The 14,527-nt window shown below is 72.1% G+C and carries 13 protein-coding genes and 1 tRNA gene; 5 read left to right on the top strand and 9 right to left on the bottom strand.

Annotated elements, in window-relative coordinates; all coding sequences use genetic code 11:
* Positions 1-237 precede the first annotated feature (237 nt).
* Positions 238-1,623, top strand: a complete 1,386-nt coding sequence (locus ACFY0D_RS30965) for an NAD(P)/FAD-dependent oxidoreductase (RefSeq protein ID WP_390801280.1) — start codon at positions 238-240, stop codon at positions 1,621-1,623.
* On the opposite strand, the gene ACFY0D_RS30960 is transcribed toward ACFY0D_RS30965, so the two are convergent.
* The 3 genes from ACFY0D_RS30960 to ACFY0D_RS30950 all read right to left on the bottom strand — a co-directional run bounded on the left by ACFY0D_RS30960 (position 1,624) and on the right by ACFY0D_RS30950 (position 3,915).
* A complete protein-coding gene (locus ACFY0D_RS30960; protein ID WP_390801279.1) occupies positions 1,624-2,049 on the bottom strand; it encodes a hypothetical protein in 426 nt (141 codons plus the stop codon).
* Positions 2,046-3,755 carry a right-handed parallel beta-helix repeat-containing protein gene (locus ACFY0D_RS30955; protein ID WP_390801278.1) on the bottom strand — a complete coding sequence of 570 codons (1,710 nt, stop codon included), beginning with the start codon at positions 3,753-3,755 and terminating at the stop codon, positions 2,046-2,048. The genes ACFY0D_RS30960 and ACFY0D_RS30955 overlap by 4 nt, the downstream gene beginning before the upstream one ends.
* Positions 3,756-3,841: 86 nt before the next feature.
* Positions 3,842-3,915, bottom strand: a tRNA-Thr gene (locus tag ACFY0D_RS30950).
* Between the two features lie 184 nt (positions 3,916-4,099).
* On the opposite strand from ACFY0D_RS30950, the gene ACFY0D_RS30945 reads away from it, so the two are divergent.
* The 3 genes from ACFY0D_RS30945 (at position 4,100) to ACFY0D_RS30935 (ending at position 6,629) form a co-directional block, all read left to right on the top strand.
* Positions 4,100-5,188 (top strand): ABC transporter ATP-binding protein, encoded by a 1,089-nt coding sequence (locus ACFY0D_RS30945; protein ID WP_301369932.1) that lies wholly within the window; start codon positions 4,100-4,102, stop codon positions 5,186-5,188.
* A gap of 224 nt (positions 5,189-5,412) precedes the next feature.
* Positions 5,413-5,826 carry a hypothetical protein gene (locus tag ACFY0D_RS30940; RefSeq protein ID WP_390801277.1) on the top strand — a complete coding sequence of 138 codons (414 nt, stop codon included), beginning with the start codon at positions 5,413-5,415 and terminating at the stop codon, positions 5,824-5,826.
* Between the two features lie 26 nt (positions 5,827-5,852).
* Positions 5,853-6,629: a nucleotidyltransferase family protein gene (locus ACFY0D_RS30935; RefSeq protein WP_351157757.1), complete on the top strand. Its 777-nt coding sequence runs from the start codon at positions 5,853-5,855 to the stop codon at positions 6,627-6,629.
* 131 nt (positions 6,630-6,760) lie between these two features.
* On the opposite strand, the gene ACFY0D_RS30930 is transcribed toward ACFY0D_RS30935, so the two are convergent.
* From ACFY0D_RS30930 to ACFY0D_RS30905, 6 genes are all read right to left on the bottom strand, one after another.
* Positions 6,761-8,293: a DoxX family membrane protein gene (locus tag ACFY0D_RS30930; RefSeq protein WP_390801276.1), complete on the bottom strand. Its 1,533-nt coding sequence runs from the start codon at positions 8,291-8,293 to the stop codon at positions 6,761-6,763.
* Between the two features lie 191 nt (positions 8,294-8,484).
* Positions 8,485-9,456, bottom strand: coding sequence for a 23S rRNA (guanosine(2251)-2'-O)-methyltransferase RlmB (gene rlmB, locus ACFY0D_RS30925; RefSeq protein WP_373045757.1), 972 nt, complete (start codon positions 9,454-9,456; stop codon positions 8,485-8,487).
* A 95-nt stretch (positions 9,457-9,551) separates the two neighbouring features.
* Positions 9,552-10,958 carry a cysteine--tRNA ligase gene (gene cysS / locus ACFY0D_RS30920; RefSeq protein WP_390801275.1) on the bottom strand — a complete coding sequence of 469 codons (1,407 nt, stop codon included), beginning with the start codon at positions 10,956-10,958 and terminating at the stop codon, positions 9,552-9,554.
* A gap of 94 nt (positions 10,959-11,052) precedes the next feature.
* Positions 11,053-11,565 (bottom strand): 2-C-methyl-D-erythritol 2,4-cyclodiphosphate synthase, encoded by a 513-nt coding sequence (gene ispF / locus ACFY0D_RS30915; RefSeq protein ID WP_390801274.1) that lies wholly within the window; start codon positions 11,563-11,565, stop codon positions 11,053-11,055.
* Positions 11,555-12,301 carry a 2-C-methyl-D-erythritol 4-phosphate cytidylyltransferase gene (gene ispD / locus ACFY0D_RS30910; RefSeq protein ID WP_390801273.1) on the bottom strand — a complete coding sequence of 249 codons (747 nt, stop codon included), beginning with the start codon at positions 12,299-12,301 and terminating at the stop codon, positions 11,555-11,557. The genes ispF and ispD overlap by 11 nt, the downstream gene beginning before the upstream one ends.
* Before the next feature lie 270 nt (positions 12,302-12,571).
* Entirely contained in the window at positions 12,572-13,054 is a 483-nt protein-coding gene (locus ACFY0D_RS30905; RefSeq protein WP_003953493.1) for a CarD family transcriptional regulator, read from the bottom strand.
* 589 nt (positions 13,055-13,643) lie between these two features.
* Between ACFY0D_RS30905 and ACFY0D_RS30900 the strand changes: the two genes are divergently transcribed.
* Complete coding sequence (locus tag ACFY0D_RS30900; protein ID WP_390801272.1) at positions 13,644-14,342, top strand: DUF461 domain-containing protein; 699 nt, start codon at positions 13,644-13,646, stop codon at positions 14,340-14,342.
* Positions 14,343-14,527: the final 185 nt, after the last annotated feature.

The following is a 14,527-nucleotide window of genomic DNA, read 5'->3' as shown; positions in this document are numbered from 1 at the left end:
CCGCCACATCCAGCCCCGCCACCCACTGAGGCACGGGCCCACATCTCCAGCCCCGCCGGCGTTTGAGGCGCGGGTCCGGGCAGAGCCCGGCAGACGGCCCGCACCGCACACCGCCGAGCCGCCCGCAGGGCACACGGCTCGCGCCGAACACATCCGGCATACGGCCACCCCAACGGCCCCGAACCACGACACCTCGTCCCTGGACACCCTCCCGGAACGAGGTGTACCAAATCCCCCATGACGATCAACGGCGGTATTTCCTTCTGGTACGCGTCCGAGCGAAGCGGCACCCCGGCCACCCCACCCCGCGCACCCCTCACCGCCGACACCACGGCCGACGTCGTCATCGTCGGCGGCGGCTACACCGGCCTGTGGACCGCCTACTACCTCAAGCGCGCCGCCCCCGACCTCCGCATCACCGTCCTGGAACAGAAGTTCTGCGGCTACGGCGCCTCCGGCCGCAACGGCGGCTGGCTCTACAACGGCATCGCCGGCCGCGACCGCTACGCCGCCCTCCACGGCCGGCCGGCCGCCCGCCGCCTCCAGCAGGCCATGAACGAGACCGTCACCGAGGTCATCGACGTCACCGCCAAGGAAGGCATCGACGCCGACATCCACCGCGGCGGTGTCCTCGAAGTCGCCCGCACCCCCGCCCAACTCGGCCGCCTGAAGGCCTTCCACGCCCACGAGGTCGCCTTCGGCGAGACCGACCGCGAGCTCCACGACGCCCCCGCCACCCGCGCCCGCATCGACATCGCCGACGCCGTCGGCTCCAGCTGGAGCCCCCACGGCGCCCGCATCCACCCCCTGAAGCTGGTCCGGGGCCTGGCCGCCGCCGTCGAAGCCCTCGGGGTGGTCATCCACGAGTCCACGCCCGTCACCGAGATCGCCCCGCGCCGGGCCGTCACCCCGTACGGCACCGTCCGCGCCCCCTACGTACTGCGCTGCACCGAGGGCTTCACCGCCGCCCTCAAGGGCCAGAAGCGCTCATGGCTCCCCATGAACTCCTCGATGATCGTGACGGCTCCGCTCCCCGCCGAGACCTGGTCCCGGCTGGGCTGGTCGGACAGCACGCTCCTCGGCGACATGGCCCACGCGTACATGTACGCCCAGCGCACCGCCGACGACCGCATCGCGATCGGCGGCCGCGGGGTCCCGTACCGCTTCGGCTCCCGCACCGACCACGACGGCCGCACCCAACCGGCCACCGTCTCCGCCCTGACCACCCTCCTGACCTCCTTCTTCCCGCAGCTCGCGGGTACGGAGATCACCCATGCCTGGTCGGGCGTGCTCGGCGTGCCCCGCGACTGGTGCGCCACCGTCACCCTGGACCGCGCCTCGGGCCTGGGCTGGGCGGGCGGCTACGTGGGCTCGGGCGTCGCCACCTCCAACCTCGCGGCCCGCACCCTGCGCGATCTGGTCCTCGGCGAATCCACCGAACTGACCACCCTGCCCTGGGTCGACCACCGCGTCCGCCGCTGGGAGCCGGAACCTTTCCGCTGGCTCGGCGTCCAGGCCCTCTACGCCGCCTACCGCGAGGCGGACCGCCACGAGAGCACCACCCACCGCCCGACGACCACCCCCCTGGCCCGCCTGGCCGACCGCATCTCGGGCCGCCACTGATCAGACGGCCGAGGTCAGGCCCTCGATCGCCGTCCGGGCCCATTCCTGCGCCCCCACCGCCGTCCCGGCCACCACTCCGGTCGCCACCGGCGCCAGGGCTCCCTTGAGCGCGGCCAGGGCGCGGCGCAGCCGCCCCTGGTCGGGCTCGCCCGTCCCGGCGACCTCCGCGAGGACGTCCTGGGCGGCGGCCTCGGCGTCCTCACGGTCCCGGTCGGGCAGACCCGACTCGGGGAGCTGCCGCAGCAGGTCGGCGACGAGAACGGCAAGGGCGGCGACGGCGGCAGCGGCTTCGGAGCCGGGCGCGGGCGCGGTGTTGTTCTGCTGGTTCTGGGTGACGCTGTCGTTGCCCCAGGCGAACTGGGCTCCGGAGACGGCTCCGTGGAAGACCGGACCGGACCGGTCGGCGTTCTGCTGCTGATCGCTCATGTGCGGGTACCGTCCTCGTTCGTCGTCTGGTTCAGGACGGCGTGGACGTTGTTCCACGCCAGCTGGACATCGTGGACCGGCCCGTTGAAGACCGGTCCCTCGTAGTGGTGGTGGACGACCGTCGGGCCCGGTTCGGTCCGGACGGCCTTTTCGAGCACCGGCAGCGACGTACGCAGTCCGACCAGGTCGACGAGCCCGTTGTGCAGGACGCCGAGTTGCCCCGTCCCCGTCACGGAACAGTCCTCCAGCCGGCCTCCGGCGCCGTCGACGAAACTCGCGCCGCTCACCGCGCAGTCGGCGAGGGTGGCGTCGACGGCCTCCAGCCGGGCCGAGTCCCTCGCGAAGACGCCCAGTCCGTCGCTGCCGGTCACGGTGAGGTTCCGCGCGACGATCCGTGCGCTGCCGAACGCGGCCGCCCCGACGGTGGTCACCGCCTCGGCCCGGCAGTCGTGCAGGAGCAACTGGGCTTCCTCTCCGGCGCCGAAGGCCAGCGCCGCCCGCTCCACCGACATCCGGCGCAGCGTCACCCAGGACTGCCCGAGAGCGGTCACCGCGGCCATGCCGACGTCCCGCATCACCCCGTCGGTGACCTCGGCCTGCGTGCCGCCGTTGCCCCGGGTCTCCAGCCCGGACGGGCAGCGTTCCACCGTGACGTGCTCGAAGACGGCGGTGGCCTCGTCGTGGACCCGCAGGGCGGCACTGGTCAGGTCCCGGACCTCGAGCCGGGTGAACCGGCCGCGGCCGCCGTCGGTGACGGCGACACCGACCTTGCCGTCGGCGATGCGGCAGCCGTGGACCTCCGGGGCGCCGCCCCGGGTCACGTACACCGCGACGTTGCCCACCCTGGAGATCTGGCAGTTCTCGAACCGGCCGCGGCCACCGTTGTTGACGTCGAGGCCGGTGTCACGGCAGCCGGTGAGCACGCAGTCGCGCACCACCGGGTCGGCGCCGCTCGCCACCGCGATCCCGAACCGCGCGTCGACGACGCGGGTGCGCTCCACGCGGCCCCGGGACTGCTCTATGTACGCGATGCCCTCCGCCTCCACGGATTCGACGAGGCAGTCGGTCACGGTCAGTTCCGCCTGCGCGCCGGCGAGGACCGCGGCCATCCCGGTGCGGGTCAGCACGCTCCCCTCGATCCGGGCCTGCCCGCCGCTGACGCGGACCCCGTGGATCCGGCTGCCCTCGATCCGGCTGCCGACGACCGAGAGCCGGCCGCCGTCGATCACGGCGAGCGCGTTGTCCGCGGCGTCGGTGAACCGGCACCGCTCGACGAGCCCGGCGGCCCCCGCGAGCAGGACCCGGCCGTGCAGGACCGTGCTGTCCCGCAGCGTCACCGAGGTGCCCGGCCGGGCGTGCAGCGCGACACCGTCGTAGGCCCGGATCTCGGTCCGCTCCAGCGTCAGCGTCCCCGCGTGGCAGCCCACCACGTCGGCGTCCCGGCCGACCAGTACGAGCCCCTGGACGACCGCCGGCGCGAAGGAGTCCAGGACGGCGCCCCGGGGTCGTGCCACCACGACCGAACCGGGCCCCCCGACCGCGACCAGGCGGACCTCGCCGCGGATGGTGAGCGTCTCCTCGTAGTGGCCGGGCTCGATCTCGATCAGCGCCGCCCGCCCGCGCCGGGCCGCCTCGGCGAGGGCGGAGGTGATGTCCCGGTGGGCGCGCCGGCCCCCGTGCGGTGAGACGACGTACCGCGCGACCATTCCCGCCTCCCCTGTCGGACAGCCCCCGAACGGTCAGAGGCCCTGCCGTCCGCTCGGACGACAGGGCCTCTGGTGTACTTCCTCGGAGCCCCCTGTCGGATTCGAACCGACGACCTACGCTTTACAAGAGCGTTGCTCTGGCCAGCTGAGCTAAGGAGGCGCAACCGCCCTCACTCTACACAGCGGCCCACATCGCGTAATGCGAAATTCGACACCTTCCCGGTGCTGACAGGAGCCGTCCCGGCGGGTAGCGTCGAGCGGAAGTCCACCTAGTGGACTAGACCCATTCTTCCTTCCACTCGGATCGTCCGGCACGTTCCTGCCGGTAGAAGGGATTCATCACCATGGCTTCTGTCACTTTCGACAAGGCGACCCGGCTGTACCCCGGGGGCGACAAGCCCGCCGTCGACCAGCTTGAGCTGGAGATCCAGGACGGCGAGTTCCTCGTCCTCGTCGGCCCGTCCGGCTGCGGCAAGTCCACCTCGCTGCGCATGCTGGCCGGCCTGGAGGACGTCAACGGCGGCGCCATCCGCATCGGCGACCGCGACGTCACGCACCTGCCGCCCAAGGACCGGGACATCGCGATGGTGTTCCAGAACTACGCGCTCTACCCGCACATGTCCGTCGCCGACAACATGGGCTTCGCGCTCAAGATCGCCGGTGAGGACAAGGCCACCATCCGCAAGAAGGTGGAGGACGCGGCGAAGATGCTCGACCTCACCCAGTACCTCGACCGGAAGCCGAAGGCGCTCTCCGGCGGTCAGCGCCAGCGCGTCGCCATGGGCCGCGCCATCGTGCGCAAGCCGCAGGTGTTCCTCATGGACGAGCCGCTGTCGAACCTCGACGCCAAGCTCCGCGTCTCCACCCGCACGCAGATCGCGGCGCTCCAGCGCGACCTCGGCATCACCACCGTCTACGTCACCCACGACCAGGTCGAGGCCATGACGATGGGCGACCGCGTGGCGGTCCTGAAGGACGGGCTGCTCCAGCAGGTCGACACCCCGCGCAACATGTACGACCGCCCCGCGAACCTCTTCGTCGCCGGCTTCATCGGCTCGCCGGCCATGAACCTGGTCGAGGTCCCGATCACCGACGGCGGTGTGAAGTTCGGCGACAGCGTCGTCCCGGTGTCCCGCGAGGCGCTGTCCGCGGCGGCCGACGCGGGCGACCGCACCGTCACGGTCGGCGTCCGCCCGGAGCACTTCGACGTCGCCGAGACCGGCGGTCTGACCATCGTCGTGAACGTCGTCGAGGAACTCGGCGCCGACGGCTACGTCTACGGCTCCACGACCTCCGCCGAGGGCTCGCAGGACCTCGTGGTCCGCGTGGGCGGCCGCCAGGTCCCGGAGAAGGGCTCCAGCCTCCACGTGGTGCCGCGCGCGGACGAGATCCACGTCTTCTCGACCTCCTCCGGCGAGCGGCTCTCGGCCTAGCGCTTCCCGCAGGTTTCGCAGTCGTTGGAGGGGCGTCCCGTCAAGGGGCGCCCCTCCGGCGTTCGTTGCCCGTCGCCGCCCGTCCAGGAGCACGGCAGGAACCCCGGCAGACCGGGCCATTCGGCCCCGACCGTCAACCCTCAATTCGAAAAACCACGTCGAACCATCCCCCGACAGGGTGACTAAATGTCGCCAAATCTTCACCGAGCGCTACTCTCGCCCTCGTGACCCACACTGCCCGCCGTATCGGCCGTTCCCTCGCCCTGGTCCTGCCCGTCGTCCTGGTCCTGTCCGGGACCCTCGCGGTCACCATGGTCCCCTGGGCGGACACTTCGTCCTCCCAGGTCCTGACCGCCTCCGCCGAGGACGTCTCCGTCCCCGCGAAGCCGCGTGCCGCGCACGAGGTGCTGCGCGATCAGCTCGTCGGTGAGCTGCAGCAGGGCGGGCAGCCGGACGACGTGCTCACCCACCTCCAGCAGGAGGTGAACCGGCGGCCGTCGCTCGCCGAGCACTGCGTGGGGATCGCGCGGGCGCTGGGGCGGGCCGCCGTGGACGCGTACGGCCCCACGAAGGCCCAGTCGTTCGCCCGGCCCGTCTGCGACACCTCGTACGCCTCCGGCGTCGCCTCCATGGGCTGACGCGCCACCTCCCTACGCTGGCCGTCATGACCGACGACCACCGATCCGCTCCATCCGCTCCGCCCGCTCCCTCCGCAGCCGCGTTCCCCGCCGCCCCCACCCAGGCCGTCGTCCTGGCGGGCGGCCAGGGTTCGCGGCTGCGGCCGTACACGGACGACCGCCCGAAGCCGATGGTCGAGATCCCGGGGACGGGGGTGCCGATCATCGGGCACCAGCTGGCCTGGCTGGCCTCCGAGGGGGTCACGGACGCCGTGGTCTCCTGCGGGCACCTGGCCGAGGTGCTCCAGGAGTGGCTCGCCGGGGCCCGGTTGCCGCTGCGCGTGACCACGGTGGTCGAGGAGGAGCCGCTGGGGCGCGGCGGCGGTCTCAAGTACGCCGCCCGGCACCTCCCGCACCCCGACGGCGCCTGGTACGCGACCAACGGCGACATCTGGACCCGCTTTTCGCTCCGCGAGATGGCCGCCTTCCACGCGGAGCGCGACGCGGTGGCCACGCTCGCGCTGGCGCGGCCGCGGATCCCGTGGGGGGTCGTGGAGACCAACGAGTTCGGGCAGGTGCTGGACTTCATCGAGGCGCCGCCCTCGCCCTATCCGGTCAACGCCGGCGTGTACGTCTTCAGCCCCGAATTCGCCGCCCTGCTCCCGGACTTGGGGGACCACGAGCGCACGACGTTCCCGCGCCTGGCCCGTGAGCGGCGCCTCGCGGGGTTCCCGCTGCCGCAGGGGGCCTACTGGCGGGCGATCGACACGGCGAAGGACCTCACCGAGGCCGCACGGGAGTTGGCGGCGCAGAAGGGCGCCTGAGGCCCTCCACGGACCGACCGGTGCCCGTACGGCACCGGCTTCGCGTGCCCCGCACACGCACGCGCGCCCGGCACAGGGGAAAGGGGCCCGGCACGCGCGCGCGTGCCGGGCCCCTTTCCCCTGTGCCGGTGTCAGCCGATGAGCCCGCCGATCAGGCCCGGCTGCTTGGGGGCCGGAGCCCCGCCGCCCGTGCTGCTCCCCGCGGAGGAGGACGGCTGCCTCGGTGAGGAGGACTGGCGGGGGGTGCTGCGCGGGGTCTGCTGCTGCTTGCCGGTGCTGCCGCGTGTCGCGGCGGGCGACTCGGAGCGTGTCCCCGAAGTCCCCTTGGAGGGGCTGCCGGACGCGGTCTTCCCGGACTTGGCGGCGGGCTCGGTCGCGCTGGCCGAGGGCGAGGCGGCCTTGGTCGGCGGCTTCGTGGGCTGCTGCTGTCCGGGCTGCGGACCGGCCGGTGCCTGCTGCGGCAGCGGACGGCCGGGCAGGTAGTTGCTGGGGGCTTCGCCCGGCCCGGGGACGGTGACGACGGTGGAGGAACGGACGGCGCCGCCGAGGAGCGAGCCGACGAGCAGGGTGAGTCCGCACACGACGGTGGCCATGACGGCCCCGCGGCGCAGTACGCGCCGCCGCAGCCGCCAGATCTCGGAGCGCGGACCGAGCGTGCGCCAGGCCTCGCCGGCGAGGCGTCCGTCGAGGGAGTAGACCGGGGCGCCGGCGATGATCAGCGGGCTCCAGGCGGCGAGGTAGATGATGTCGGGCGCGTCGTAGGCCGGGACGGTCTTCCAGCTCACCGTCATCAGCAGTGCGGCGGACAGCAGCGCCCCGAAGCAGGCGGCGAACCGCTGCCACAGGCCGAAGACCGTGAGCACGCCGACGATGACCTGGAGGAAGGCCACGCTCAGACCCGCGCCGACCGGGTGGGCGAGGGCGAAGTCGCGCAGCGGCTCGGCGAGGGCCCAGGGGTTCAGCGTGTGCAGCCAGGTGACCATGGAACCGCGTTCGCCGCCGTCGAAGTAGACGGGGTCGCACAGCTTGCCCATGCCGGCGTAGATCGAGATGAAGCCGAGGAAGACGCGCAGCGGGAGCAGCACGACGCCGAGGTTCATCCGGCGGCCGGGGTAGTAGGAGGCCTGGCCGCGGGTGTCGGGGCCGGCCCGGCGGGAGTCGGCCCCGGGGCCGGAGCCGGGCGGCTCCTGCTGGTAGGGCAGGTCGCGTACGGCGGCCAGCGGGCGGGTCTCGGCGGGGTCCCCGTAGCTGCGCTGGCCGATGACGGTCGGCGTGGCGATGGTGTCCTCGGCGAGGTCGTGGGCCAGGTCGACGCGGGGGATGACCTGGGTGGCGCCGCCGTCGTACTCGTCGTGTCCGCGGCCGGCCTCACGGACGGCCTGGAGCAGTCCGCCCATGGCGGCGGCGTCGCCGGCGTCGGACTTGCCGCTCCAGACCACGGGGGCCCGGCGGCGGGTGGCCCCGGCGGCCGCCACCACGGCGCCACCCAGAACGGGTGCGCGGCCGGGGGCCTTCGCGGGCTTGGAACGCGCGCTCGGGCTCGGTGCGAGCCGCACGCGGAAGCTGGCGTGGTTGACGATGACCTGTGCGGGGTCGCACGGCACCTTGACCATGCTCAGCGCGGGCTGGTCGTCGAACCCTGACGTTCTGGTGTCCACACTCATCTAACCGAGTGATCAGTGCTTAGGACACTGCCTTGACGTCAGGGATGTGTCCGAGACCCGTCAAGATCAAGCCACCCCGCCCGAATCGGGCGGGGTGACACGCTCACGGGTCATATTCCGTGAGCCAAGTGGATCAGTCGCGCGAGGGATCCGCCGCGCGGGGATCCGCCGCAGGGGTCCGTCGTACGGGATCAGATGCGGCCGCGGTCGGCACGGCGGCGGGCCGCCTCGTAGAGGACCACACCGGCGGCGACACCGGCGTTGAGGGACTCGGCGCCACCCGGCATCGGGATGCGGACGAGGTAGTCGCAGTTCTCGCCGACGAGACGGCCGAGGCCCTTGCCCTCGGAGCCGACGACGATGACGACCGGGCCCGCCAGCTCGGCCAGGTCGTTGACCGTGTGCGTGCCCTCGGCCGCGAGGCCGACGATGGTGATGCCGGCCTTCTTGTAGTCCTGGAGGGCGCGGGTCAGGTTGGTGACGCGCGAGACCGGGGTGCGGGCGGCGGTGCCGGCCGAGGTCTTCCAGGCGCCGGCGGTCATGCCGGCGGCGCGGCGCTCGGGGATGACCACGCCGTGGCCGCCGAAGGCGGAGACGGAACGGACGATCGCGCCGAGGTTGCGCGGGTCGGTGACCCCGTCGAGGGCGACGATCAGCGGGTCCTCGCCGTTGTCGTACGCGGCGGCGGTGAGGTCCTCCGGGTGCGCGTACTCGTACGGCGGGACCTGGAGGACCATGCCCTGGTGGTTGAGCCCGTTGGTCATGCGGTCGAGCTCGGGGCGCGGGGCTTCCATCAGGTTGATGTTGCCGCGCTCGGCGGCGAGCTGGAGGGCCTCGCGGACGCGCTCGTCGTTGTCGATGAACTGCTGGACGTAGAGGGTGGTGGCCGGGACCCCGTCGCGCAGCGCCTCGAAGACCGGGTTGCGGCCGACGACCATCTCGCTGGTGCCCTTGGGGCCGCCGCGGCGCGGGGCGGGGCGGCGCTTGGCGGCCTGGCGGGCCATGGCGTTGCTGATGCGGTTCGCCTTGTGCTTCTTGCGGTCCTCGGCCTTGGGCGTGGGGCCCTTGCCTTCCAGACCCTTGCGCCGCTGGCCACCGCTGCCGACCGTCGCGCCCTTCTTGTTGGACGTGCGGCGGTTCCTGCGCTGGCTGTTCCCGGCCATGACTTCTACCTGTTTTCGTTGGTGCTGCGGTATGTACGTATGAAGAGTGTGCCGCCCGGAGCTCCGGGCGGCACACCAAGCTCAGCTGCCTGGGCTCAGCGGGGGCCGAGCGTCCAGCGCGGACCCGTGGGGCTGTCCTCGATGACCAGCCCGGACTGCTGCAGCTGGTCGCGGATCGCGTCGGCGGTCGCCCAGTCCTTGCGGGCCCGGGCGGACTCGCGCTGCTCCAGGACGAGTCGCACGAGGGTGTCCACGGCGCCGTGGAGCTCCTCGCCGCGGTCGGAGCCGTTCCCGCCGTCCCAGTGGGGGTCGAGCGGGTCCAGGCCGAGGACGCCCAGCATGGCCCGTACCTCGGACAGGCGCGCGATGGCCGCGTCCTTGTCGTCGGCGGCGAGCGCGCTGTTGCCCTGGCGGACGGTGGTGTGGACGATCGCGAGCGCCTGCGGGACGCCCAGGTCGTCGTCCATGGCCTCGGCGAAGGCGGGCGGGACCTCGCCCGCCGGCTCGACGGGGCCGCCGGCCTTCTCGATGACGCGCTGGTAGAAGCCCTCGATCCGGGCGAAGGCCGACTCGGCCTCGCGCAGGGCCTCCTCGCTGTACTCGATCATCGACCGGTAGTGCGGGGTGCCGAGGTAGTAGCGCAGGACGATCGGGCGCCACTGCTTGACCATCTCGGAGACGAGGACGGAGTTGCCCAGCGACTTGGACATCTTCTCGCCGGACATGGTGACCCAGGCGTTGTGGACCCAGTACTTCGCGAACTCGTCGCCGAAGGCCTTGGCCTGGGCGATCTCGTTCTCGTGGTGCGGGAAGATCAGGTCGAGCCCGCCGCCGTGGATGTCGAAGGCCTCACCGAGGTACTTGTGCGCCATGGCGGAGCACTCCAGGTGCCACCCGGGACGGCCGCGGCCCCACGGGGTCTCCCAGGAGGGCTCGCCGGGCTTGACCGACTTCCACATGGCGAAGTCACGGGCGTCGCGCTTGCCCGTCTCGCCCGTGCTCTCCGGCTGGCGGATGTTGTCGAGCTCCTGGCGGGAGAGCGAGAGGTAGTCGGCGTACGACTTCACGTCGAAGTAGACGTTGCCCTCGGACTCGTAGGCGTGGCCGCGCTCGATGAGGCCGCGCATCATCTCGACCATCTCGGTGACGTGGCCGGTGGCGCGCGGCTCGTAGGTGGGCGGGAGGCAGCCGAGGGCGCTGTAGCCGTCGTTGAAGGCGCGCTCGTTCTCGTAGCCGATGGACCACCACGGGCGGCGCTGCTCGGCGGCCTTCGCGATGATCTTGTCGTCGATGTCCGTGACGTTGCGGATGAAGGTGACCTCGTAGCCCCGGTACTCGAACCAGCGGCGCATCATGTCGAAGTTGAGGCCCGACCGGATGTGCCCGATGTGCGGGGCTGCCTGCACCGTGGCGCCACACAGGTAGATCGAGACACAGCCCGCGGTGAGCGGGGTGAAGTCGCGGATCTGCCGGGCGCTGGTGTCGTACAGGCGAATAGTCACGGCATCCAGGGTAGTGGCCCTGTAGCAGTGCCCCGCGACCCTTTCGGGACCCGGGGCACCTTTGTTGCCGAAGATGTACGGCCGCTACGAGGGATCAGGCCCGGTTCGTCCGGTACACGAGGGCCGTGGCGATCGCGGCGAGCCCCTCGGCGCGGCCGGTGAGCCCCAGGCCGTCGGTGGTGGTGCCGGACACGGAGACGGGGGCGCCGGCGGCGGCCGCGAGCGCCTTCTGCGCTTCTTCGCGCCGCTTGCCGATCTTCGGGCGCACGCCGATCACCTGGATGGCGATGTTGCCGATCTCGAAGCCCTCGGCGCGGACGATACGGGCCGCCTCCGCCAGAAGGGTGACACCGGCGGCGCCGGACCACTCGGGGCGGGAGGTGCCGAAGTGCGCGCCGAGGTCACCGACACCGGCGGCGGAGAAGAGCGCGTCGCAGGCGGCGTGGGCGGCGACGTCGCCGTCGGAGTGCCCGGCGAGGCCGTCCTCGCCCTCCCAGAGCAGGCCGGCGCACCACAGCTCGCGGCCGGTCTCGAAGGCGTGCACGTCGGTGCCGATGCCGACGAGCGGGATCAGCGGGGCGGTGTGCGTGGTCGGCTCAGTAGCCATCGTTGGCCCTCCTGCGGGCGAGTACGGCCTCGGCGAGGACCAGGTCGAGCGGGCGGGTGACCTTGAAGGCCTCTTCGTGGCCCGGGATCACCATGACGGTGACACCGAGGCGTTCCACCATGCCGGCGTCGTCGGTGGCGCCCTCGCCGTCGACGGCGATCGCGGCGTGCGCCCGCCGGAGGGTGGCGAGGTCGAAGCCCTGCGGGGTCTGCACGGCGCGCAGCCGCGCCCGATCGGGCGTGCCGAGGACCGGCTCGGGCTCGCCGGGCTTGCCGGGCTCGACCTCCTTGACGGTGTCGGCCAGGGGCAGCGCGGGCACCACGGCGGGCGCTCCGTCGCGTACGGCTTCGACGACCGAGTCCACCGTGTCCACGGGGACGAGCGGGCGGGCCGCGTCGTGGATGAGCACGGAGGTGATGTCCGGCGGCAGCGCGTCCAGGCCGGCGCGGACGGACTCCTGGCGGGTCTCCCCGCCGGGGACGACCAGCAGCTCGGTGCGCTCGGGCAGCGTGTGCTCGCCCAGCAGCAGGCGCACCTCGGCGGCCTCGGCGGGCGGGGCGACGACCACGACGAGGGAGACCGCGCGGGAGCGGGCCATCGCGCGTACGGCGTGGATGAGCATCGGGGTGCCGCCGAGGGCCCGCAGGGCCTTGGGGGCGCCGGGACCGAGGCGTACCCCCCGGCCGGCGGCCGGGATCACCGCGGCGGTGCGGTGGGGACGCGTTACGTCAGACATCAGTAGCTCCGAGCCAGGTTTGTGACTTCGGCCGACATGGGTATGGCCTGAAGGGTGCCGGGTGCGACGCCCCTCGCCCCTTCCGTGACGACCGGTCGAGCAGGCTGCCCGGGCCCGGCACGCCATCGTGATGGTGGCAGTGAGGCGGTAAGGCAAAAGGTACGGATACAGACATGCCGCAGCGCCCGGCAACAGGCCTCTCGTGGAGGAGAGACCTTGTCATCGGGCACCGCGGCAAGCTGCGCACCAAATGGTGCACGGGAACTCGCGTCAGGACGCGAGCACCTCGTCGAGGAGGGCCTCGGCCTTGTCCTCGTTCGTGTTCTCAGCGAGCGCGAGCTCGCTCACCAGAATCTGGCGTGCCTTCGCGAGCATGCGCTTCTCACCCGCGGAAAGCCCGCGCTCACGCTCACGACGCCACAGGTCGCGCACCACTTCGGCGACCTTGATGACATCGCCAGAAGCGAGCTTCTCCAGATTTGCCTTGTAGCGCCGGGACCAGTTCGTCGGCTCTTCTGCATACGGTGCACGAAGCACCTCGAAGACCCGGTCCAGCCCGTCCTGGCCGACTACGTCGCGAACGCCGACGAACTCCGCATTGTCCGCAGGCACACGAACCGTCAGGTCGCCCTGGGCGACCTTGAGCACCAAGTAGGTCTTGTCCACGCCTTTGATCTGACGAGTCTCAATGGCCTCGATCAGCGCGGCCCCGTGATGGGGATAGACCACGGTGTCGCCAACCTTGAACGTCATGTGACAGGTACCCCTTCCGTGGCTATCCAGGGTAACACGAGAACTGACCGTTATGAATGGCGTTTTCGCAGGTCAGGGCACATCTCGGGGCTTGACAACAGCGACACGAACGTGCTGCGGAGAGCTTCCGGAAGGGGGTATTCGCAGGTCGGGGGCGCTGCGCGGACCAGGCGAAAGGGCCACGCTACACCTGCCCGGCACCCCCATCCGTGTGACGTACGTCCCGTTTTGCCGGATTCGGAGTCGAGAAACCGAACTACTCCGTCCGACTGGCGGCCACCCTCACCGGGCAGGTTCCGGCCCAATCCCGAATTGATCACGAAGTGCGTTCGAGGGAATCCGGAAATTGATCAACAGGGGTGCGGCGCACGATATGCGAACGCCACAAGATCGGCTCGGTGAACGGCACCGCGGAATGCAAGATCGCGGGGCGCTCCCAGGGCGGCGGCCGCGCTGCGGAGGGTCGGGTGCGGGGGCGGGGCGGCGGCTCGGTAACCTAAGCGCGCTGACACACCCTTAGAGCGGCTTTACCTCGGCCGTTCCGAGCGTCCACCCGCCCCTTCCGTTCGTCCAAGGAGATGCCGCCGCCGTGAGCCGCAGCCTTCGACGCGGCGCCCTCGCCGCCACTGCCGTCGTGTTCTCGATCGCCTCGCTGGCCGCATGCGGTGCGGGCCGGGACGCGCAGACCCTCCAGATCAAGCCGGACAACGCCGCCGCCGCCAAGGGCGAGATCGAGGTCCAGAACGCACTGGTGATCACCCAGGGCCAGAAGGGCGAGAAGGGCCCCGCGGTCGTCTCCGCGACGGTCTTCAACAACGGCACCAAGGCGGAGACGCTTGACAGCATCACCCTCCCGGGTGGCAAGGGCAAGGTCGCGCTGAAGCCGGCCGAAGGCTCCGGCAAGGTCACCGTGCCGGCCCTCGGCTACGTCGTGATCGGTGGCAAGGGCAACGCCTCTGCCGTGATCGAGGACGGCGCCGCGACCGTCCGTGACGGCGAGGTCCAGAAGGTCCTCTTCCAGCTGAGCAGCACGGGCGGCATCGAGCTGGAGGCCTTCGTGGTCCCGGCCACCGGTGCGTACGCGCCGTTCGGCCCGACCGCGGCTCCGGCCCCGGCCGCGCCCGCCACCCCCTCCGGCTCCCCCTCGGGCACGCCGTCGGGTTCCCCCTCCGGCTCCCCGTCGGCCGGGGCCACCGGCGCGGCCGCGGGCGCCACCCCGTCCGGGTCCGCCTCGGGCAGCGCCACCGGTACGCCGTCGGGTTCCCCCTCGCACAGCGCCGGCCACTGACGCGGACCCCGCGTACGCAAACGGGAAGGGCCCCCATCCGCATCAGCGGGTGGGGGCCCTTCCCGTAGGGCGTTGAGGGCCGGGTCGGCCTACGGCTCGAACCCCATTCCGCGTGCGCCCCTCGCACGGCGAGGCCCCGGGGGGCCTCACCGGCTTCGAGACGCTGCACCGGCCTCCGGCCGGCC

This window comes from Streptomyces sp. NPDC001502 (genome assembly GCF_042894785.1).
GTDB classification, from domain to species: Bacteria; Actinomycetota; Actinomycetes; order Streptomycetales; family Streptomycetaceae; genus Streptomyces; species Streptomyces kutzneri.
The sequence above is the reverse complement of the archived record's forward strand: the minus strand, read 5'-3'. Positions and strand labels throughout refer to the sequence as shown.